Source organism: Streptomyces amakusaensis (genome assembly GCF_039532665.1).
In the GTDB taxonomy this organism is placed as follows: domain Bacteria; phylum Actinomycetota; class Actinomycetes; order Streptomycetales; family Streptomycetaceae; genus Streptomyces; species Streptomyces amakusaensis.
The window spans coordinates 345,341-365,204 of sequence record NZ_BAAASB010000003.1; the positions used below are offsets into that span (position 1 = coordinate 345,341).

Genomic DNA, 19,864 nt, shown 5'->3' on the forward strand with positions numbered 1-19,864 from the left:
ACGGCCCCTCCCCCGCGCGGGGGAGCCGCCGGCACCGGGCCGCTGACACGATGGCCCGATGCCCGCCCTGTCGCCGCACCCGCTGATCCGTCCGGTCACCTACACCCGCTGGCTGCATCTGTTCATCGGCGCGGTCGTCTGGGGAGTGTGGGAATTCATCGACGACGAGGGGCTGTTCGCGCCCTTCGTCCTCGTCGGTCTGGTGGGGCTGATCCCGGCGACGCGCCTGGCCGAGGGCCTTCAGGCGCGGCTGCTCCTGACCGGGGACGGCCACCGGGAGTCCGCGTCGGAGATCGCCGCCGCGCCGTCCGCGAGCTGGGCCGATCGCGGGCGTACGGCGCTGTGGATGGAGGTCCGGCTGGCGCTGGGGCTGCTCACCGCCTACCTCACGGCCGCCCTGGCCGGGCTCTCGTTCGCCCTCGCCCGGGCGGCGGGCGGCACCGGCCCCGTCGCGATGGGCGCGCTGCCGTGGAGCGTGCCGGGCGGGCACTGGTGGTACGCCCTGCTCGCGCCGCTGCCCGCCCTGGCCCTGCTCGCGGCGGCGGCGGGCCTCGGGACGCTGATCACCGCGATCGCCCGGCGGCTGCTGGGACCCTCGGGCGCGGAGCGCCTCGCCGCCCTGGAGGAGCGCACCGAACTCCTGCTGGAGCGGAACCGGATCGCCCGCGAGCTGCACGACTCCATCGGGCACGCGCTGACCGTGGCCGTGGTGCAGGCGGGCGCGGCCCGTGCCGCGCGGAACGAGGAGTTCACCGTACGGGCCCTGACCGCCATCGAGGAGACCGGCCGCGCCGCCCTGGAGGATCTGGAGCGCGTCCTGCTCGTCCTCCGCGAGTCCGGCGGCCCCGTCCCCGCCCGGCCCACCCTCGCCGACACGGCCCGGCTGCTGGAATCCGCCCGCGCCTCCGGCGCGACCGTCGACGCCGAGGTGAGCGGCCCGCTCTCCCTGGTGCCGGGTCCCGTCTCCCGGGAGGGGTACCGGATCGTGCAGGAGTCCCTCACCAATGTGCTGCGCCACGCGGGCCCGGTGCCGACCCGGGTACGGATCACGATCGCCGGCGGCCGGCTCGAGCTGGAGGTGGCCAACCCCCTCCCGGGCGGCCGGACCGGCCGGGGCGGCGGCGGGCTGCGCGGCATCCGCGAACGGGCCGCCCTGCTCGGCGGGCGCGCCACGGCGGGGCCGGAGGGCGGGGAGTGGCGGGTACGGGTGACGCTGCCGCTGGACATCGCGAAGTCGGCCTAGGCTGCCCGGATGGCGATCTCCGTACTGCTCGTGGACGACGAACCGCTGGTGCGTGCCGGGTTGCGGGCGGTGCTGGAGGCCCAGCCCGACATCGTGGTGGCGGGGGAGGCGGCCGACGGGGCGGCGGTGGTGCCGCTGGTGCGGAGCCTGCGGCCGGATGTGGTGGCGATGGATGTGCGGATGCCGCTGCTGGACGGGATCGAGGCGACGCGGGCGGTGCTGGCGTCGGTGGAACGGCCGCCGAAGATCCTGGTGGTCACGACCTTCGAGAACGACGAGTACGTGTACGCGGCGCTGCGGGCGGGGGCGGCCGGGTTTCTGCTGAAGCGCGCCAGACCCGCCGAGATCGTGCACGCGGTGCGGCTGGTGGCGGAGGGGGACTCGCTGCTGTTCCCGGCGGCGGTGCGGGCGCTGGCGGCCGAGTACGGGAGCGGGGAGGCGCGGGCGGCGATGGTGCGGGCGGCGCTGACCGAGCGGGAGGGGGAGGTGCTGCGGCTGATGGCGCGGGGGATGAGCAACGCGGAGATGGCGGAGCGGCTGATCGTGGGTACGGAGACGGTGAAGAGCCATGTGAGCGCGGTGCTGGCGAAGCTGGGCGCGCGGGACCGGACGCAGGCGGTGATCGCGGCGTACGAGTCGGGGTTCGTCGCGCCGGGCTGAGACGGGCCCTGGGGGTGACGCCGGTCAGAGGTGCGTCGGGGCGAACATCCTCAGCAGGGCGGGCAGCACGACGACCGAGGGGCCGGGGGCGGCGAGGGCCATGGCGAGGTCCTCGGCCAGGCGGTCGGGGTCGGTGCGGACGGCGTCCACGCCGAAGGAGTGGGCGAGGGCGGTGAAGTCGGGGCGGGTCAGCTCGGTGGCGGTGGCTTCGCCGAAGGAGTCGGTCATGTACTCGCGCAGGATGCCGTAGCCGCCGTCGTCGACGATGAGCCAGGTCACGGGGTAGCCGTACTGCTTGGCGGTGGCGAGTTCGGCGATCGAGTACATGGCGCCGCCGTCGCCGGAGACGGCGAGGACCGGGCGGGTGGGGTCGGCCTCCGCCGCGCCGAGGGCGGCGGGGAAGGCGTAGCCGAGGCCGCCCGCGCCCTGGGCGGAGTGCATGGTGTTGGGGCGGCGGGCGTCGAAGGCGGACCAGGCCCAGTAGGCGAGGATCGTCATGTCCCAGAAGCTGGGGGCTTCGTCGGGCAGGGCCGTGCGGACCGCGTCCAGGATCCGCCGCTCCAGGGTGAGGTCCTGGGCGTCGATACGGGTTCGGACCTGGGCGAGGAGGGTGCGTACCCGCTCCGGCGCGGTGGCGTCGGGGCGCGCTTCGACCGTCTCCAGGAGGGCGGAGAGGGCGATGCGGGCGTCCGCGTGGATGCCGATGCCCGGGTGGTTGGACTCCAGCTTGCCGGCGTCCGCCTCGATCTGGATCACCCGGCCGCGCGGGGCGAAGGTGTGGTGGTTCGAGGAGAGTTCGCCGAGTCCGGAGCCGATCACCAGCAGGACGTCGGCGTCCTCCAGGAAGTCCGTGGTGTGGCGGTCCTCCAGCCAGGACTGGAGCGAGAGCGGGTGCGTCCAGGGGAAGGCCCCCTTGCCGCCGAAGGTGGTGACGACGGGCGCGTTGATCCGCTCGGCGAGCGCGCGGAGCTTGCCGGAGGCGTCGGAGCGTACGACTCCGCCGCCCGCGACGATCGCCGGGCGCTCCGCCCCGGCCAGCAGATGGGCGGCGAGCGCGGTCAGCTCGGGGCGGGGCAGGACGTCCTCGGGGGTGGCGTCCATGGCCGTGACCACGGGCAGCACGGTCGGCGCGAGCAGGATGTCCTGGGGGATCTCCACCCAGACCGGCCCGTGCGGGGCGGTCAGCGCCGACTCCCAGGCGGCCGCTATCGCGGACGGGATCTGGGAGGCCGTACGGGCGGTGTGGGTGGATTTCACGATGTCGCGGAAGGACGCCCGCTGGTCGCGGAGTTCGTGGAGATAGCCGTGCCGCCCGCCGCCGAGCCCGGCGGCGGGCACCTGGCTGCCGATGGCGAGCACCGGGGCCGATCCGGCGGCGGCCTCCTGGAGCGCGGCGAGCGACATCAGCGCGCCGGGCCCGGTGGAGAGCAGCAGCGGGGCGACCTCGCCGGTGATCCGGCCGTAGGCGTCGGCGGCGAAGCCCGCGTTGTTCTCGGCGCGGAGCCCTACGTAGCCGAGCGAGGAGCGGCGCAGGGCGTCGAACATGCCGAGCGCGTGCTGTCCGGGGAGGCCGAACACGGTGGTCGCGCCGAGGCCCTGGAGGGTCTCGATCACCAGGTCGCCGCCGGTGCGCCCGGGCGGCGGGTTCAGCGCGGCCTCGGTCTGCGCGGCGGTGGGGCGCAGCACCACATCGTGGTCGTGGGTCACTGGACTGCCCTCTCGGCGGCTATCTGACGGGACATGATCGTAGTCAGTTCGTACGCGGTGTGGGACGCGGCGACCGAGGTGATCTCGGCGTGGTCGTAGGCGGGGGCGACCTCGACGACGTCCGCCGAGACCAGGTTGCAGGAGGAGAGGCCGCGCAGGATCTCCAGGAGTTCGCGGGAGGTCATGCCGCCGGCCTCGGGGGTGCCGGTGCCGGGGGCGTGCGCGGGGTCGAGGCAGTCGATGTCGATGGAGATGTACAGCGGCCGGTCGCCGATGCGCTGGCGGAGCTGGTCGGCGACCTCGTCCGCGCCCCGCCGGTAGACGTCGGCGGAGGTGACGATGCCGAAGCCCATCTTCTCGTCGTCGGTGAGGTCCTGCTTGCCGTAGAGGGGGCCCCGGGTGCCGACGTGGGAGAGGGCGGAGGTGTCGAGGATGCCCTCCTCGACGGCCCGGCGGAAGGGGGTGCCGTGGGTGTACTCGGCCCCGAAGTAGGTGTCCCAGGTGTCCAGGTGGGCGTCGAAGTGGAGCAGGGCGACCGGGCCGTGCTTCCTGGCGACCGAGCGGAGCAGCGGCAGGGCGATGGTGTGGTCGCCGCCGAGGGTCATCAGCCGGGCACCGGTGCCGATGAGGTCGTCGGCGGCGGCCTCGATGGTCTCGACGGCCTCGTTGATGTCGAAGGGGTTGGCGGCGATGTCGCCCGCGTCGGCGACCTGGGCCAGCGCGAAGGGGGAGGCGTCCTGGGCGGGGTTGTAGGGGCGCAGCAGCCGGGAGGCCTCGCGGATGGCGTTGCCGCCGAAGCGCGCGCCGGGGCGGTAGGAGACCCCGGCGTCGAAGGGCACGCCGACGACGGCGACGTCGGCGCGGCCGACCTCGTCGAGGCGGGGCAGCCGGGCGAACGTGGCGGGGCCCGCGTACCGGGGGACGCGGGAGGAGTCGACGGGGCCGCGCGGCTGCTCGATGCTGCTCATGGAATGCCTTCTTTCCTACGCTTCGTCGCGTTTTCCGACTGTAGTCAGGGTTTCGGTGCGGAGCGACGGTCACCGTGTTCGCCGGGTCTCGCCGTCCCCTGACGGTAGGTGGCCGGAAAGCGACGCTGAAGTGTACGTTTCATCCATTGTCGCCGGATGAAAGGGATGGTCCGCCCATGTCTGATGCCACGGCGGCCCCACCCACCCCGCCGGTCCCGCTGGCCGCGCTGCTGGAGAGCGAGGAGCTGGGGCTGCGTCAGATCGCCGGGCCGCCGGCGGCCGGCGGCGCGGTGGTGCACTGGGTGCACGCCTCGGAGATGGCGGACCCCTATCCGTATCTGCTCGGCGGGGAGCTGCTGCTGAGCGCGGGGGTGCAGCTGCGCGACCCGGACGCCTTCGTCGCCCGGCTCGTGGCGGCACGGGCGGCGGCGCTCGGCTTCGGTGTCGCGCCGGTGCACGACAGGGTCCCGGCGGGTCTCGCGGAGGCCTGCGACCGGCACGGGCTGCCGCTGCTCGAAGTGCCGCCGAGGACCCCGTTCACGGCGGTGGCCCGGGCGGTGTGGCGGCTGATGGCCGAGGCCCGCCACCGGGAGCTGCGCCGGGTGGCCCGGGCCCAGCAGGGGCTGGCCGGCGCGGCGGCCCGCCCCGATCCGGTACCGGCGGTCATCGGCCAGCTGGCGGCGCGGCTCGGCGGGCGCGCGGTGCTCCTGGCCCGCGACGGCACGGAGCTGTCGGCGGCCGGCCCCCGCCCCCCGGCGGCGGTCGGGTCGGCGCTGCTGCGGCTGGCCCGCGTGGTGAATCCCCCGCGGGGGGCGGACGGGGCCACCGGCCCGGGTGCCACCGCGCCGGGCACGGACCTCATGGCCGAACCCGCGGCCGGGACGGCCGCCGGATCCCGTACCGGCTCCCCCGCGACCGCCAGTGACACCGTCGGGGGGACCTCCCTCGCCGCCTACGCGCTCGGGGGCGGCCAGAGGCTGACACTCGGGCTCGCGACGCCCGCCCGGGAGGCGGGGGACCACACGGTGGCCGGGATGGCCGTCGTCCTGCTCTCCCTGCTCACCGCGGACCACCAGGGGCTCGACGGGGCCGGCCGGAGCGCGGCGCTGGTGCGGCTGCTGCTGGGGGCCGATCCCGCCGAGGCGGCGGCTCCGCTGGGGCCGGGGCGGTGGACGGTGGTGCACGGGCGCGGCGGCCCGCGCACACCCTTCGCCGCGACGGCGCTCGGCGCGGCCCTCGGCAGCGCGCTGGTGGACCCGGCGGAGGACGGGACCGTACGCGTACTGGTCCCGGCGGACCGGGACGTGCGCCCGCGGCCGGGGTGGACGCTCGGGGTCAGCGACCCGGTGGGCCCGGCGGACCTCACGGCGGCGGACGCCCAGGCGGCACGGGCGCTGCGCCGGGCCACGGCCGCCCGTGCGGAGCTGGTCAGACACCGGGGCGGCGGGCTGAGCGCGCTGCTGACGCCCGAGGAGGCCGCCGCGCACGCCCGGCTGCGCCTCGCGCCGCTCGCGGGCTCCCCCGCCCTGCTGGAGACCCTGCGGACCTGGCTGTCGCTGCACGGCGGCTGGGACCGTACGGCGGCGGCGCTGGAGGTGCACCGGAACACGGTCCGGCAGCGGATCGCGCGCTGCGCGGCGCTGCTGGACGAGGATCTGGACGACGCGGACGTGCGGATGGAGCTCTGGTTCGCCCTGCGGGTCACCCCGGAGGCCTGAGCGCCCCGGGCCCGGACCGTCCCCTGTTCGGACAGCCCTGGACAGCCTCGATAACCAGCGGGTAACTTCTAGCTGAGCAAGCGCTTAGCCATTCAGTCTTCTCCGCCGGAACTTCAGGGCTTCACAGGACTTCAAGGGAGGCGTCCGTGCGCCGCAGCGTGTACAACGAGGACCACGAGGCATTCCGGGAGACCGTCCGCGCCTTCATCGAGGCCGAGGTCGTCCCCGTGTACGACGAGTGGTGCGCGGCGGGCCAGGTGCCCCGCGAGTTCTACGGCAGACTCGCCGAGCTGGGCGTGTTCGGCATCGAGGTGCCGGAGGAGTACGGCGGCTCGGGCCAGGAGTCCTTCAAGTGGCAGGCGGTCGTCACGGAGGAGACCGCCCGGGCGGGCGTCTCCTTCGGCGGCTCGGGCGTGCATGTCGCGCTCTGTCTGCCCTATCTCCTCGCCTACGGCACCGAGGAGCAGAAGAAGCGCTGGCTGCCCGGCTTCGCCTCCGGTTCGACCATGTACGCCATCGCCATGACCGAGCCCGGCACCGGCTCCGACCTCGCGGGCATGCGGACCACCGCCAAGCTCTCCGAGGACGGCACGCACTACGTGCTCAACGGCGCGAAGACCTTCATCACCGGCGGCGTGCACGCCGACCGCGTCATCGTCTGCGCCCGCACCGCCGCCCCCACCGAGCAGGACCGCAGGCACGGGATCTCCCTCTTCGTCGTGGACACCGCGCTGCCGGGGTACACGGTCGGCCGCAAGCTCGACAAGCTGGGGCTGCGCGCCTCCGACACCGCCGAGCTGTCCTTCTCCGACGTCCGCGTCCCCGCCGGGGACCTCCTCGGCGAGGAGAACAAGGGCTTCTCCTACCTCGGCCAGAACCTCCCGCAGGAGCGGCTGGCGATCGCGGTCGGCGCGTACGCCCAGGCCGCCGCCGCGATCCGGTTCACCCAGGCCTATGTGACGGAGCGGACGGTCTTCGGACAGCCGGTGGCCTCGTTCCAGAACACCAAGTTCGAGCTGGCCGCCTGCAAGGCCGAGACCGACGCCGCCGAGGCGGTCGTGGACCGGGCGCTGGAGGCGCACGACGCGGGCGAGCTGACGGCGGCCGAGGCGGCGTCCGCGAAGCTCTTCTGCACCGAGGTGGCGCACCGGGTCATCGACAGATGCCTTCAGCTGCACGGCGGCTACGGCTATATGAACGAGTACCCGATCGCCCGGCTGTACGCGGACAACCGGGTCAACCGGATCTACGGCGGGACCAGCGAGGTCATGAAGTCGATCATCGCCAAGTCCATGGGCCTGTAACCGCCTTGCGGGCGCCACTCGACGAACTGCTCGACCTGCTCGACGTGGAGCGCATCGAGCGGGACATCTTCCGGGGCCGCCGGGGGCCGGTCTTCGTCCCCCGGGTCTTCGGCGGGCAGGTCGCGGCACAGGCGCTCGCGGCGGCGGGCCGCACCGTCCCCGCCGACCGCGCCCCGCACTCCCTGCACGCCTACTTCCTGCGGACCGGCGACCCCGGCGCGCCGATCGTCTACACGGTCGACCGGATCCGCGACGGCTCCTCCTTCACCAACCGCCGGGTGGTCGCCGTCCAGCACGGCCGGCCCGTCTTCCATCTGTCGGCGTCCTTCCAGGCGTACGAACAAGGCCTGGAGCACCAGTTCGCCGCGCCCGCCGCGCCCGACCCCGAGACGCTGCCGACGACGGCCGAGGCACTGCCCTCGTACGCGGCGAACTTCCGCGACCCCGCGATGGCCGACCGGCTGCTGAGCGCCCGCGCGGCGGTCGATCTGCGCTACGCGGCGGCCCCGCCCTACGCGGCCGTGGGCGAGCCGCGCGAGCCCCGCTCCCAGGTCTGGTTCCGCGCCCGCGGAAAGCTGGCCGACGACCCGCTGCTCCACGCGGCGGTGGCCGTCTACGTCTCCGACATGACCCTGCTGGACCCGGTGCTGCTCGCCCACGGCCGGGGCGGCTGGGCGGTGGGCGACGTGGTGGGCGCGTCGCTGGACCACGCGATGTGGTTCCACCGCCCCTTCCGCGCGGACGAGTGGCTGCTGTACGACCAGGAGTCGCCGACCTCCTCGGGCGGGCGCGGCCTCGGCCAGGCCAGGATCCACACCCAGGACGGACGGCTGGCGGTCTCGGTGGTCCAGGAGGGCGTGATCAGAGTGCCCCGCCGCGACACGGCCCAGCGCCGCGACCTGAGCGGCGGCGGGCACGCATACCGTCCGCTCCATGAGTGAAACGGACAGCACGCCCGCGCCGCCCGCCGAGAGCGCCTCCACGGTGATCGTCGCCGGTCTGGCCAATCTCGGCATCGCGGTGGCGAAGGCCGTCGCGGGCGTCGTCAGCGGCTCCAGCGCGATGCTCTCGGAGGCCGCCCACTCCCTCGCCGACACCGTCACCGAACTGATGCTGCTCACCGCGATCCGGCGCGGCGAGCGGCCCGCCGACGAGGACCATCCGCTCGGCCACGGGCCCGAGCGGTACATCTGGGCGCTGCTGGCCTCGGTCGCGACCTTCGTCGGCGGCGCGGTCTTCGCCGTGTACGACGGGATCCACACCCTGACCCACGGCGAGGAGCCGGGCGATCCGCTGGTCTCGTACCTGGTGCTCGCCGTCGCCTTCGTCCTGGAGGGGTACTCGCTGCGCACCGGCGTCCGGCAGGCACGGGCCGAGGCGGCGTTGCTCGGCGCGCCGGTGGGCCGCTATCTGCGGCTCACCCCGGACACGGCGGTGAAGGCGGTGGTGCTGGAGGACACGGCGGCGCTGGCGGGGCTGCTGCTGGCGGCGGGCGGGCTGCTGGGCGGTCAGCTGACCGGCTCGGGGGTGTACGACGGCGTCGCCTCGATCCTGATCGGGCTGGTGCTGGTGTACGTCGCCTGGGTGCTGGGCCGCAGCAACGCCCGGCTGCTGATCGGCCGGCCGCTGCCGCCCCGGATGCGGGACGAGGTGCGGGAGGAGATCCTCTCGGTGCCGCACATCGTGGCGGTGCTGGAGCTGACCACGCTGATCCAGGGGCCCCGGGAGATCCTGGTCGCCGCGAAGGTCGACTTCCGGGACGCCTCCGGCGCCCGGCAGGTGGAGTGGGCGTGCGAGGAGGCGGAGGAGCAGCTCCGGGAGCGCTTCCCGGCGATCCGCCGGGTGTATCTGGACCCGACGCCGGGGCTGGGCGCGGAACGGGAGCCGGACCGCTGACCGGCTCCCGGGGCCGGGGCTCGGGGCCTGGTCAGAGCAGACCGGCGGCGTCCAGCAGATAGTCGGTCATCGGGTCGTAGAACCGGGGGTCGGTGACATGGTCGTCCAGCGGCACGGTCACCTGGAGGGTGCCCTCCGCCTCCCCGATGAAGAGCGCCGGGTCGTTGCAGTCCGCGTACCCCACGGCGTCCAGTCCGCGCTGACCGGCGCAGCCGGCCCAGCCGTGGTCGGCGACCACCAGATCGGGCTGCGGTCTGCCCTCGCGCTCCAGGCCGTCGAGGATGGCGGCCATCGGGGCCGGGGAGTGGGTGTGCCAGAGGGTCGCGCCGCGCTCCAGGACGGCGACGCCGGCGAACTGGAAGACCATCCCCTCGTCGGCCATCAGTCCGCCGGGGATACGGACGATCTCGCAGCCGGCGGCGCGCAGCGCGTCGGCGGTCCGCCGGTGGACGTCGAGCAGTCCGCCGGGGTGCCCGGTGGCGAAGAGCACCCGCTCCCGGCCGGCGGCGGCCTTGCGCAGCCGGGCGGCGAGCCGCTCCAGGGCGGCGACCGTCAGCTCGGGGTCGATGGTGTCCTGGCCCGCCCGGTGGCCGGGGTCGTCGATGACTCCGCACCGCTCGGCCATCACCGCCAGTACGTCCTGCTCATCGGTCCAGCGGTCCCCCAGCTCCAGGCCCAGCCAGTAGTGGCGGTCGCCGTTGGCGAGCTTGCGGTAGTGGGAGAGGTTGTTGTCGCGGGGGGTGGCGACGTTCCCGGCGATACGTGTGCGGACGAGTTGGTCGACGAGTGCGGCACGGCTCGGTATCGGCATGGGCACCATTGTGCCGCCGCCGCCCCACGGGCGCGGGGCGGGCTCGGGAGGCTCGGGGCGCTCAGGGGCGGGCCAGGGAGCCGAAGGCTCCGTGGGCGAGCCGGCGGAGCAGTGATTCCATCGCCGCGCGGGTGGGCGGGCCGCCCTCGCGGGAGCCCAGGCGGGGGGTGGAGTTCAGCAGCCCGAAGACGGCGTGGACGGCCGCTCTGGCCTCGGCCTCAGGGACCTCGGGGTGGAGCGAGCGCACGGCGGTGACCCACAGTTCGGCGTACTGGCGCTGGAGCTGGCGCACCAGTTTGCGGTCGGCGTCCCGCAGCCGGTCCAGCTCGCGGTCGTGGAGGGTGATCAGGGGGCGGTCGTCGAGGGCGAAGTCGATATGGCCGTCGATCAGCGCGGCGAGCAGCGCCCCGGGGTCCGAGGCCGACTCGCGCACCCGCAGCCGTCCGCCGCTCAGCAGCCGCTCGCTGATCCCCACCAGCAGCTCCGCGAGCATGGCGTCCTTGCCCGCGAAGTGGCGGTAGAGGCCCGGGCCGCTGATGCCGACGGCGGCCCCTATCTCGTCGACGCCGACGCCGTGGAAACCGCGCTCGGCGAAGAGCCGGGCCGCCTCTTTGAGGATCTGCTCCCGGCGGGTGGGCGCATCCGTCCTGGTGCTCATGGAATCCGATTCTAGACAAGCCTGTTAGCGCTCGTTAACCTGAAGGCACTCGTTAACGCTCATTAACAGGAGTGACGCGATGCAGCAGGCACCCGTGCTCACCGGCGCGGCAGACCCCGCCTCGGCCGCCTGGCGGGCCAATGAGGCGGCCCACCGCGAGCTGGCCGACGCCCTGCGCGGCAAGCTCGCGCGGGCCAGACTCGGCGGCGGCGAGAAGGCCCGCGCCCGGCACACCGCGCGCGGCAAGCTCCTCCCGCGCGACCGGGTGGACACCCTGCTGGACCCCGGCTCGCCCTTTCTGGAGCTGGCCCCCCTCGCCGCCCACGGGATGTACGAGGACCAGGCCCCGGCCGCCGGGGTGATCGCCGGGATCGGACGGGTCAGCGGGCGCGAGACCGTGATCGTCGCCAATGACGCCACCGTCAAGGGCGGCACGTACTACCCGATGACGGTCAAGAAGCATCTGCGCGCCCAGGAGATCGCGCTGGAGAACCGGCTGCCCTGCGTCTATCTCGTCGACTCCGGCGGCGCGTTCCTGCCGATGCAGGACGACGTCTTCCCCGACCGCGACCACTTCGGCCGGATCTTCTACAACCAGGCCCGGCTCTCCGGGGCCGGCATCCCGCAGATCGCCGCCGTCCTCGGCTCCTGCACGGCGGGCGGGGCCTACGTCCCGGCGATGAGCGACGAGGCGGTGATCGTGCGGAACCAGGGCACGATCTTCCTCGGCGGCCCGCCCCTGGTGAAGGCCGCGACCGGCGAGGTCGTCACCGCCGAGGAGCTGGGCGGCGGCGAGGTCCACTCCCGGGTCTCCGGGGTCACCGACCACCTCGCCGAGAACGACGCGCACGCGCTGCGGATCGTACGGACCATCGTGGCCACCCTCCCCGGGCGCGGCCCGCTGCCCTGGACGGTCGAGCCCGTCGAGGAGCCCGCCGCCGACCCCGCCGGGCTCTACGGCGCGGTGCCGGTGGATCCCCGTACGCCCTACGACGTCCGGGAGGTGATCGCGCGGATCACCGACGGGTCCCGGTTCGCCGAGTTCAAGGCCGAGTTCGGGCAGACCCTGGTCACCGGCTTCGCCCGGATCCACGGCCACCCGGTCGGGATCGTCGCCAACAACGGCATCCTGTTCTCCGAGTCGGCCCAGAAGGGCGCGCACTTCATCGAGCTGTGCGACCAGCGCGGCATCCCGCTGCTCTTCCTCCAGAACATCTCCGGCTTCATGGTCGGCAGGGACTACGAGGCGGGCGGCATCGCCAAGCACGGCGCGAAGATGGTCACGGCCGTGGCCTGCGCCCGGGTGCCCAGACTGACGGTCGTCGTCGGCGGCTCCTACGGCGCGGGGAACTACTCGATGTGCGGGCGCGCCTACTCCCCCCGCTTCCTGTGGATGTGGCCCAACGCCAAGATCTCGGTCATGGGCGGCGAGCAGGCCGCCTCCGTCCTCGCCACCGTCAAGCGCGACCAGTTCGAGGCGCGCGGCGAACCGTGGCCGGCCGCCGAGGAGGAGGCGTTCAAGGACCCGATCCGCGCCCAGTACGAGAGGCAGGGCAGCGCCTACTACGCCACCGCCCGGCTCTGGGACGACGGGGTGATCGATCCGCTGGAAACCCGTCAGGTGCTCGGTCTGGCCCTGACGGCCTGCGCCAACGCCCCGCTGGGCGAACCCGGCTTCGGCGTCTTCCGGATGTGAGGGATCGAGAGGGATGACGATGTTCGACACCGTCCTTGTGGCCAACCGGGGCGAGATCGCCGTCCGGGTGATCCGCACCCTGCGGACGATGGGGGTGCGCTCGGTCGCCGTCTTCTCCGACGCGGACGCCGGGGCCCGGCATGTGCGCGAGGCGGACACGGCGGTCCGGATCGGCCCGCCCGCCGCCGCCGAGAGCTATCTCTCCGTCGAACGGCTGCTGGACGCCGCCGCCAGGACCGGGGCGCGGGCGGTCCACCCGGGCTACGGCTTCCTCGCGGAGAACGCGGAGTTCGCCCGCGCCTGCGAGGCGGCGGGCCTGGTCTTCATCGGCCCGCCCGCCGACGCGATCTCCCTCATGGGCGACAAGATCCGCGCCAAGGAGACCGTCCGGGCCGCCGGGGTGCCGGTGGTGCCCGGCTCCACCGGCTCCGGGCTGAGCGACGCCGAGCTGGCCGCCGCCGCCCGGGAGATCGGCATGCCGGTGCTGCTCAAGCCGTCCGCCGGCGGCGGCGGCAAGGGCATGCGGCTGATCCGCGCCGAGTCCGCGCTCGCGGAGGAGATCGCCACCGCCCGGCGCGAGGCCCTCGCCTCCTTCGGCGACGACACCCTGCTGGTGGAGCGGTGGATCGAGAACCCCCGGCACATCGAGATCCAGGTGCTCGCCGACGCCCACGGCCGGGTGGTCCAGCTCGGCGAGCGCGAGTGCTCGCTCCAGCGCAGACACCAGAAGGTCGTCGAGGAGGCCCCCTCCGTCCTGCTGGACGAGGCCACCCGCGCCGCGATGGGCGAGGCGGCGGTGCGCGCCGCCCGCTCCTGCGGCTACACCGGCGCGGGGACGGTCGAGTTCATCGTCCCCGGCGGCAACCCCTCCGCGTACTGCTTCATGGAGATGAACACCCGGCTCCAGGTCGAGCACCCGGTCACCGAGCTGACCGTGTCGATCGCCGGACGGCGCGGCCTGGACCTGGTGGAGTGGCAGCTGCGGACGGCGGCGGGCGAGCGGCTGCCCTTCGCCCAGCGGGACATCGGCTTCAGCGGCCACGCCGTGGAGGCCCGGATCTGCGCGGAGGACCCCGCCCGGGGCTTCCTGCCCTCCGGCGGGGTGGTGCTGGCGCTGCGCGAGCCGGCCGGCCCCGGGGTGCGCACCGACTCCGGTCTCGCCGAGGGGACCGAGGTCTCCAGCCGCTACGACCCCCTGCTCGCCAAGGTGATCGCCCACGGCCCGGACCGGCCCACCGCGCTGCGGCTGCTGCGCGCGGCCCTCGCCGAGACTCTCACCCTCGGTGTCCCCACCAACGCGGGCTTTCTGCGCAGGCTGCTGGCCCACCCCGAGGTCGTCGCCGGACGGCTGGACACCGGTCTGGTGGAGCGCGAGGCCGCCGGGCTGACCCCGGACGGGGTGCCGGGGGAGGTGTACGCGGCGGCGGCGGCCGTCCGGCAGGCGGCGCTGGCCCCCGTGCCGGACGCGAGCGGCTGGAGCGACCCCTTCTCCGCGTCCGGCGGCTGGCGGCTCGGCGGCGAACCGGCCCCGCCCGCCTTCCCGCTGGAGATCGCGGGCTCGGACCCCGTCGCCCACCGGGCCCCCGCCCTCTTCGAGATCACCCCGGACACGGTCACCGTCACCGTGGACGGCCTCACCCACTCCTTCCACCGCGCGGGCGACTGGCTCGGCCGGGACGGCGACGCCTGGCGGGTGCGCGACCACGACCCGGTCGCCGCCTCGCTCGGCGGCGGGGCGCGCGCGGGGGCCGACACCCTGGCCGCGCCCATGCCGGGGACCGTGACCGTGGTCAAGGCGGCCGTCGGGGACGAGGTGGCGGCCGGGCAGAGCCTGCTGGTCGTGGAGGCGATGAAGATGGAGCACGTCATCTCCGCGCCGCACGCCGGGACCGTCACCGAACTGGATGTGACCCCCGGGGCCACCGTCGCCATGGACCAGGTGCTCGCGGTGGTCACCCCCGCCGCTTCGGAGGAGGAGGCCGGCCGTGACTGACGGACTGCCCATGCGGGTGCCCGCGCCGGATCTCCCGGCCCGGGTCCGGATCCATGAGGTCGGCCCCCGCGACGGCCTCCAGAACGAGAAGACGGTCGTCCCCACCGGGGTCAAGGCCGAGTTCATCCACCGGCTGGCCGCCGCCGGGCTGAGCACCGTCGAGGCCACCAGCTTCGTCCACCCCCGCTGGGTGCCCCAGCTCGCCGACGCCGAGGACCTCTTCCCCCGGCTCGCCGGTCTGACGGAGACCGCGCTGCCCGTCCTCGTGCCCAACGAGAAGGGGCTGGAGCGCGCCCTGGCCCTCGGGGCCCGCCGGATCGCCGTCTTCGGCTCCGCCACCGAGACCTTCGCGAGGAAGAACCTCAACCGCACGGTCGACGAGTCGCTCGCCATGTTCGCGCCGGTCGTCTCCCGCGCCCGCGCCGAGGGCGTCCATGTGCGCGGCTATCTCTCCATGTGCTTCGGCGACCCCTGGGAGGGCCCGGTCCCCGTGGACCGGGCCGCCGAGGCCGCCCGGCGGCTGTACGGACTGGGCTGCGACGAACTCTCCCTCGGCGACACCGTCGGCACCGGCACCCCCGGCCATGTGCGCGCCCTGCTCACCGCGCTGACCGGGGCGGGCGTGCCGCTCCCCGCGCTCGGGGTGCACTTCCACGACACCTACGGCCAGGCCCTGGCCAACACCCTCGCCGCGCTGGAGTGCGGCGTCACCACCGTGGACGCCTCGGCGGGCGGCCTGGGCGGCTGCCCGTACGCCCGGAGCGCCACCGGAAACCTCGCCACCGAAGACCTCGTGTGGATGCTCGACGGGCTCGGCATCGAGACCGGCGTCGACCTCGGCGGCCTCGTCGCGACCAGCGCATGGCTCGCCGGGCGGCTGGGCCGCCCCAGCCCCTCCCGTACCGTCCGCGCGCTCTCCCACAAGGAGTGACCCCCATGCCCCTGGACCACCGGCTCACCGTGGAACACGAAGAACTCCGGCGCACCGTCGAGGCGTTCGCCCACGAGGTGATCGCGCCGAAGATCGGCGCGCTCTACGAGCGCCATGAGTTCCCCTACGAGATCGTCGCCGAGATGGGCCGGATGGGGCTGTTCGGCCTGCCCTTCCCCGAGGAGTACGGCGGGATGGGCGGGGACTATCTGGCGCTCGGCATCGCGCTGGAGGAGCTGGCGCGCGTCGACTCCTCCGTGGCGATCACCCTGGAGGCCGCGGTCTCGCTGGGCGCGATGCCGATCTTCCGCTTCGGCACCGAGGAGCAGAAGCGGCAGTGGCTGCCCCGGCTCTGCTCCGGCGAGACGCTCGGCGCGTTCGGGCTGACCGAGCCGGGGGCCGGCTCCGACGCGGGCGGCACCAGGACCACCGCCGTACGGGACGAGGCCGCCGGCGAGTGGGTGATCAACGGCTCCAAGTGCTTCATCACCAACGCGGGCACCGACATCACCGGCCTGGTCACCGTCACCGCCGTCACCGGCCGCACCCCCGACGGCAAACCGCTGATCTCCTCGGTCATCGTCCCCTCCGGCACCCCCGGCCTCACCGTCGCCCCGGCCTACTCCAAGGTCGGCTGGAACGCCTCCGACACCCGTGAGCTGTCCTTCGACGGGGTACGGGTGCCGCTGGCCAATCTGGTGGGCGCGGAGGGCCGGGGGTACGCCCAGTTCCTGCGCATCCTGGACGAGGGCCGGATCGCCATCTCCGCGCTGGCGACGGGCCTGGCCCAGGGGTGTGTGGACGAGTCCCTGAAGTACGCCAAGGAGCGGTACGCCTTCGGACGGCCGATCGGCCAGAACCAGGCCATCCAGTTCAAGATCGCCGACATGGAGACCCGGGCGCACATGGCCCGGGTCGGCTGGCGGGACGCGGCCTCCCGGCTGGTGCGGGGCGAGCCGTTCAAGAAGGAGGCCGCGGTCGCCAAGCTGTACTCCTCGACGGTCGCGGTGGACAACGCCAGGGAGGCCACCCAGATCCACGGCGGATACGGCTTCATGAACGAGTACCCGGTGGCGCGGATGTGGCGCGACTCCAAGATCCTGGAGATCGGGGAGGGCACGAGCGAGGTCCAGAGAATGCTGATCGCCCGGGAGTTGGGGCTCACGGGCTGACAGCCGCGGGGCGGCTCGCCGCCACCGCCCCGGCGGGCGGGGGCGGCGAGCCGTCGGGTCCGGAGCCGTCTCAGGGGGACGGCTCCGGACCCCAGGCCCCTCGGAGGGTCTCCGTCAGACCTCGCCCCACGGCACCGTCGGCGACTTGTGGTAGTTGATCCCCAGCGCGTCCCAGCGCGGGGCCTGCGCCGCCAGCCGGGACTTGAAGTCGTCCCAGTCGCCCGAGGAGGACCAGGCGCGCTCGGCGGCGCTCAGCAGCCGGGGGAAGACCAGATACTCCAGCTGCTCCTCGGTCTCCACGGTCTCGGTCCACAGCGCGGTCTCCACGCCCAGCACCGCGTCCTCGGGCAGCCCCTCCAGATAGGAGGCGGGGTCCCAGTCGTAGGAGCGGTCCACCTCCACCAGACCGGCCCACTGAAGGCCCAGCTCGTCGTCCCCGGTGTACTTGTGGTCGAGATAGACGTGGTCCGCCGGGGAGAGGATCAGCCGCACCCCCTGCTCCGCCAGCGCGCGCACCCCGGCCCGCTCCTCGGGCGAGGTGCCGTCGAAGCCCCAGTACTGCGCGAGCGCGCCCGGAACCGGGCGCGCGCCCGCCAGCTGGTGCCAGGCGATCACGGTCTTGCCGTGCTTGACGACCAGCGCCTGCGCCCGGTCCATGAAGGCCGCGTAGTCCTCGGCGCTGGTGGCGTCGGCCTCGTCGCCGCCGATGTGGAGATAGGGGCCCGGGGTGATCTCGGCGATCTCGCGGATCACATCGTCCAGGAAGTCGTAGGTGACCTCCTTGTCCACGGTGAGCGAGGAGAAGCCGACCTTGATCCCGGTGTGCACCTCGGGCGCGACGCCGTCGGGGTTCAGCTCGGGGTAGGAGGCGAGCGCGGCGGAGGTGTGCCCGGGGACGTCGATCTCGGGGACGACCTCCAGATGGCGGGCGGCCGCGTACTCGACGATCTCGGTGTACTCGGCCTTGGTGTAGTGGCCGCCCGGACCGCCGCCGACGGCCGTGGCCGCGCCGGCCACCGTCAGCTCGGGCCAGGAGTCGATGGCGATCCGCCAGCCCTGGTCGTCGGTGAGATGCAGATGCAGCTTGTTGAACTTGTAGCGGGCCAGATGGTCGATGTACCGCTTGACCTGGGCCACGGTGAAGAAGTGCCGGGCCACATCGAGCATCCCGCCCCGGTAGGCGTACTTGGGGACGTCGGTGATGACGCCCTGCGGCACGGTCCAGGGGCCCGGCTGCTCGGTGGTCTCCTCCAGGGCGGGCGGCAGCAGCTGCCGCAGGGTCTGGACCGCGTGGAAGAGCCCGGCCGGCTCACGGGCGGTGAGCGTCAGCGCGCCCTCGGCCGCCTCCAGCCGGTACCCCTCCTCGCCGAGGCCGCTCTCCTCCGCGTCCAGGCGCAGCCGGACGCCGTCCGCGCCGTCCTCGGCGGTGACGGGCAGCGGATAGCCGGTGGCCGGGCGCAGCACCCCGGCGAGGTAGTCGCCGGCCGTACGCGCCCCGGCGGATCCGTCCACCCTGATCGGGGTGGCGGCGGTGAGGGTGTACACGCCGTCCGCGGGCTGTACGGAGGCCGGCGCGGGAATGACCCGGCCGAGCGCGCCGAGGGGGCGGGAAAGGTTTCCGGGCAGACTCACAGGCTGATGTCCCTTCACCGGGCGCCACGTCGGAGGACGCCCGTCGTGACCATGGTGCCCCCGTTCCGCCTGAAGGTATAGACCATTCGGGGGCATCCCGGACGTCGGCTGTCTCACTCTCCCGGGTGAAGGGCGGGTGAAAGAATCTCCGCATGGCGGAAATCATCCAGAAGGACGGGACCTGGACCTTCGACGGCGAGACCGTGCGCGTGGTGCCGGGCTCCGACAAGAGCGTGGGCGCGCTGCGCAGATCCCTCGGCGAACTGGCCGTGCCGCTGGCCGCGCTCGCCGGGATCTCCTACGAGCCGGGCAGAAAATCGGGGCGGCTGAGACTGAGGCTGCGTGAGGGGGCCGACCCGCTGCTCCAGATCACCCGCAACAAGCTGGACGAGAGCTCCGACCCCTACCGGCTGGCCGTGGAGAACGACCGCACCGGCGTCGCCGAGTACTTCGTGGACGCCGTGCGCAACGCCCTGCTGCTGGAGCAGATCCCCGCCGGCCGGGTCGACCGCTATCTGCTGCCGGGCCCCGAGCTGCCGGTCACCGCGAGCGCGGGCGACGGCACGGCCGCCTTCGACGGCGAGCGGATCCGGCTGTCGTGGAACTGGAAGACCGAGGAGTCCAAGGCCTCGGGCGGGGAGCGCGTCTTCGCCCTGGCCGATGTGGAGGCGGTCGAGTGGCTGCCGTCCTCGGGCCTGGAGAACGGCGCGCTGCGGTTCGACCTGACCAGGACGCCGACGAAGGCCCCGGCCAAGTACGACCCGTACTCCGTGGAGCTGTGGGGCTTCCGCAAGGACCCGCTGATGGCGCTGGTCGCCGCGGCCGTGGTGGCCCGGATGCCCCACCCGTACGCCCAGGCCGGGCCGGCCGCGATCACCCCGGCCGCCCCGGCCGCCGCCCCCGGGGGGCCGCCCTCCGGCGGGAGCGACCAGGACGCGCTGCTGCGCCGGCTGAGGGAGCTGGGAGAGCTGCGGCAGAGCGGAATCCTCACGGAGGAGGAGTTCAGCACCGCCAAACAGGCGATCCTGAGGCAGCTTTAGACACTCTCCTGCCCGGAATCGGGCAGAATTCTTGCAATAGCAGCGATTACCCCCTCAATATCTACAGGTGCTTGAACATCATCGGACTGGTCGTCCGCCGGCCTCGGAGGCCTCGCACGACGACCTCATAGACCACCTGGTCCGCAGTACCGCGCTCCGGCGCGGCGAGGCGGCCCGGGTGGTGCTCGATGTGCTGGCGTACTTCGACGAGAAGACCGAGGAGTACGTCCGCCGCCGCCACCGGGAGCTCCAGTCCGGCGGCCTGGCGAACACGGAGATCTTCGAGCGGATCGCGGCCGAGCTGCCGCACCGCGCCGTGACTCCGCCCGAGCTCTCACTCCGCCAGCTGCGCCGCATCGTCTACGGCTGACCGGCGGCCCGGCTCGCGGGACGGCCTGTGCGGGGCCGCCCGGCCGGGCGAGGAGTGACCGTCCG

The 19,864-nt window shown here is 73.9% G+C and carries 17 protein-coding genes; 12 read left to right on the forward strand and 5 right to left on the reverse strand.

Annotated elements, in window-relative coordinates:
- Positions 1-58 precede the first annotated feature (58 nt).
- Both ABD371_RS06660 and ABD371_RS06665 read left to right on the forward strand, forming a co-directional pair.
- A complete protein-coding gene (locus ABD371_RS06660) occupies positions 59-1,243 on the forward strand; it encodes a sensor histidine kinase (RefSeq protein ID WP_344473757.1) in 1,185 nt (394 codons plus the stop codon).
- A gap of 9 nt (positions 1,244-1,252) precedes the next feature.
- Positions 1,253-1,903 carry a response regulator transcription factor gene (locus ABD371_RS06665; protein ID WP_344473759.1) on the forward strand — a complete coding sequence of 217 codons (651 nt, stop codon included), beginning with the start codon at positions 1,253-1,255 and terminating at the stop codon, positions 1,901-1,903.
- 24 nt (positions 1,904-1,927) lie between these two features.
- On the opposite strand, the gene ABD371_RS06670 is transcribed toward ABD371_RS06665, so the two are convergent.
- On the reverse strand, positions 1,928-3,610 hold the full coding sequence (locus tag ABD371_RS06670; RefSeq protein WP_344473761.1) for a thiamine pyrophosphate-binding protein: 1,683 nt from the start codon (positions 3,608-3,610) through the stop codon (positions 1,928-1,930).
- On the reverse strand, positions 3,607-4,578 hold the full coding sequence (gene speB / locus ABD371_RS06675; RefSeq protein ID WP_344473763.1) for an agmatinase: 972 nt from the start codon (positions 4,576-4,578) through the stop codon (positions 3,607-3,609). Before speB ends, ABD371_RS06670 begins: the two co-directional genes overlap by 4 nt.
- Before the next feature lie 176 nt (positions 4,579-4,754).
- Here speB and ABD371_RS06680 point away from each other — a divergent pair, with 176 nt between their 5' ends.
- The 4 genes from ABD371_RS06680 to ABD371_RS06695 all read left to right on the forward strand — a co-directional run bounded on the left by ABD371_RS06680 (position 4,755) and on the right by ABD371_RS06695 (position 9,496).
- Positions 4,755-6,296, forward strand: a complete 1,542-nt coding sequence (locus tag ABD371_RS06680) for a PucR family transcriptional regulator ligand-binding domain-containing protein (RefSeq protein ID WP_344473765.1) — start codon at positions 4,755-4,757, stop codon at positions 6,294-6,296.
- Positions 6,297-6,442: 146 nt separating this feature from the next.
- Complete coding sequence (locus ABD371_RS06685) at positions 6,443-7,600, forward strand: acyl-CoA dehydrogenase family protein (RefSeq protein ID WP_344473767.1); 1,158 nt, start codon at positions 6,443-6,445, stop codon at positions 7,598-7,600.
- Positions 7,601-7,605: 5 nt separating this feature from the next.
- Positions 7,606-8,541, forward strand: coding sequence for an acyl-CoA thioesterase (locus ABD371_RS06690; protein ID WP_344473770.1), 936 nt, complete (start codon positions 7,606-7,608; stop codon positions 8,539-8,541).
- A complete protein-coding gene (locus tag ABD371_RS06695) occupies positions 8,534-9,496 on the forward strand; it encodes a cation diffusion facilitator family transporter (RefSeq protein WP_344473772.1) in 963 nt (320 codons plus the stop codon). The genes ABD371_RS06690 and ABD371_RS06695 overlap by 8 nt, the downstream gene beginning before the upstream one ends.
- Before the next feature lie 31 nt (positions 9,497-9,527).
- On the opposite strand, the gene ABD371_RS06700 is transcribed toward ABD371_RS06695, so the two are convergent.
- Entirely contained in the window at positions 9,528-10,307 is a 780-nt protein-coding gene (locus ABD371_RS06700; RefSeq protein WP_344473773.1) for a phosphatase, read from the reverse strand.
- Positions 10,308-10,368: 61 nt separating this feature from the next.
- Positions 10,369-10,965: an SACE_7040 family transcriptional regulator gene (locus ABD371_RS06705; RefSeq protein WP_344473775.1), complete on the reverse strand. Its 597-nt coding sequence runs from the start codon at positions 10,963-10,965 to the stop codon at positions 10,369-10,371.
- Positions 10,966-11,044: 79 nt separating this feature from the next.
- On the opposite strand from ABD371_RS06705, the gene ABD371_RS06710 reads away from it, so the two are divergent.
- Genes ABD371_RS06710 through ABD371_RS06725 form a run of 4 tightly spaced genes read left to right on the forward strand, consistent with a single transcriptional unit; the run spans position 11,045 to position 16,757 of the window.
- The gene (locus ABD371_RS06710; RefSeq protein ID WP_344473777.1) at positions 11,045-12,661 is read left to right on the forward strand and encodes a carboxyl transferase domain-containing protein; all 1,617 of its coding nucleotides are present in this window, start codon (positions 11,045-11,047) and stop codon (positions 12,659-12,661) included.
- Between the two features lie 13 nt (positions 12,662-12,674).
- Positions 12,675-14,654 (forward strand): ATP-binding protein, encoded by a 1,980-nt coding sequence (locus ABD371_RS06715; protein ID WP_344473778.1) that lies wholly within the window; start codon positions 12,675-12,677, stop codon positions 14,652-14,654.
- 10 nt (positions 14,655-14,664) lie between these two features.
- Complete coding sequence (locus ABD371_RS06720; RefSeq protein WP_344474112.1) at positions 14,665-15,585, forward strand: hydroxymethylglutaryl-CoA lyase; 921 nt, start codon at positions 14,665-14,667, stop codon at positions 15,583-15,585.
- Positions 15,586-15,590: 5 nt separating this feature from the next.
- The gene (locus tag ABD371_RS06725; RefSeq protein WP_344473780.1) at positions 15,591-16,757 is read left to right on the forward strand and encodes an acyl-CoA dehydrogenase family protein; all 1,167 of its coding nucleotides are present in this window, start codon (positions 15,591-15,593) and stop codon (positions 16,755-16,757) included.
- A 114-nt stretch (positions 16,758-16,871) separates the two neighbouring features.
- On the opposite strand, the gene ABD371_RS06730 is transcribed toward ABD371_RS06725, so the two are convergent.
- Positions 16,872-18,485, reverse strand: a complete 1,614-nt coding sequence (locus tag ABD371_RS06730; RefSeq protein ID WP_381733378.1) for a beta-N-acetylhexosaminidase — start codon at positions 18,483-18,485, stop codon at positions 16,872-16,874.
- 56 nt (positions 18,486-18,541) lie between these two features.
- On the opposite strand from ABD371_RS06730, the gene ABD371_RS06735 reads away from it, so the two are divergent.
- Together ABD371_RS06735 and ABD371_RS06740 are read left to right on the forward strand one after the other, a co-directional pair.
- Entirely contained in the window at positions 18,542-19,429 is an 888-nt protein-coding gene (locus ABD371_RS06735; protein WP_344473784.1) for a DUF4429 domain-containing protein, read from the forward strand.
- Between the two features lie 67 nt (positions 19,430-19,496).
- Positions 19,497-19,799: a hypothetical protein gene (locus ABD371_RS06740; protein ID WP_190126325.1), complete on the forward strand. Its 303-nt coding sequence runs from the start codon at positions 19,497-19,499 to the stop codon at positions 19,797-19,799.
- The last annotated feature ends 65 nt before the right edge of the window (positions 19,800-19,864 follow it).

What these genes read in the sequence shown, in the direction of transcription:
- ABD371_RS06660 (WP_344473757.1), top strand. Translation starts at nt 59, where the DNA reads ATGCCCGCCCTGTCGCCGCACCCGCTGATCCGTCCGGTCACCTACACC.
- ABD371_RS06665 (WP_344473759.1), top strand. Translation starts at nt 1,253, where the DNA reads ATGGCGATCTCCGTACTGCTCGTGGACGACGAACCGCTGGTGCGTGCC.
- speB (WP_344473763.1), bottom strand. Translation starts at nt 4,578, where the DNA reads ATGAGCAGCATCGAGCAGCCGCGCGGCCCCGTCGACTCCTCCCGCGTC.
- ABD371_RS06680 (WP_344473765.1), top strand. Translation starts at nt 4,755, where the DNA reads ATGTCTGATGCCACGGCGGCCCCACCCACCCCGCCGGTCCCGCTGGCC.
- ABD371_RS06695 (WP_344473772.1), top strand. Translation starts at nt 8,534, where the DNA reads ATGAGTGAAACGGACAGCACGCCCGCGCCGCCCGCCGAGAGCGCCTCC.
- ABD371_RS06700 (WP_344473773.1), bottom strand. Translation starts at nt 10,307, where the DNA reads ATGCCGATACCGAGCCGTGCCGCACTCGTCGACCAACTCGTCCGCACA.
- ABD371_RS06705 (WP_344473775.1), bottom strand. Translation starts at nt 10,965, where the DNA reads ATGAGCACCAGGACGGATGCGCCCACCCGCCGGGAGCAGATCCTCAAA.
- ABD371_RS06710 (WP_344473777.1), top strand. Translation starts at nt 11,045, where the DNA reads ATGCAGCAGGCACCCGTGCTCACCGGCGCGGCAGACCCCGCCTCGGCC.
- ABD371_RS06715 (WP_344473778.1), top strand. Translation starts at nt 12,675, where the DNA reads ATGACGATGTTCGACACCGTCCTTGTGGCCAACCGGGGCGAGATCGCC.
- ABD371_RS06720 (WP_344474112.1), top strand. Translation starts at nt 14,665, where the DNA reads ATGCGGGTGCCCGCGCCGGATCTCCCGGCCCGGGTCCGGATCCATGAG.
- ABD371_RS06725 (WP_344473780.1), top strand. Translation starts at nt 15,591, where the DNA reads ATGCCCCTGGACCACCGGCTCACCGTGGAACACGAAGAACTCCGGCGC.
- ABD371_RS06730 (WP_381733378.1), bottom strand. Translation starts at nt 18,485, where the DNA reads ATGCCCCCGAATGGTCTATACCTTCAGGCGGAACGGGGGCACCATGGT.
- ABD371_RS06735 (WP_344473784.1), top strand. Translation starts at nt 18,542, where the DNA reads ATGGCGGAAATCATCCAGAAGGACGGGACCTGGACCTTCGACGGCGAG.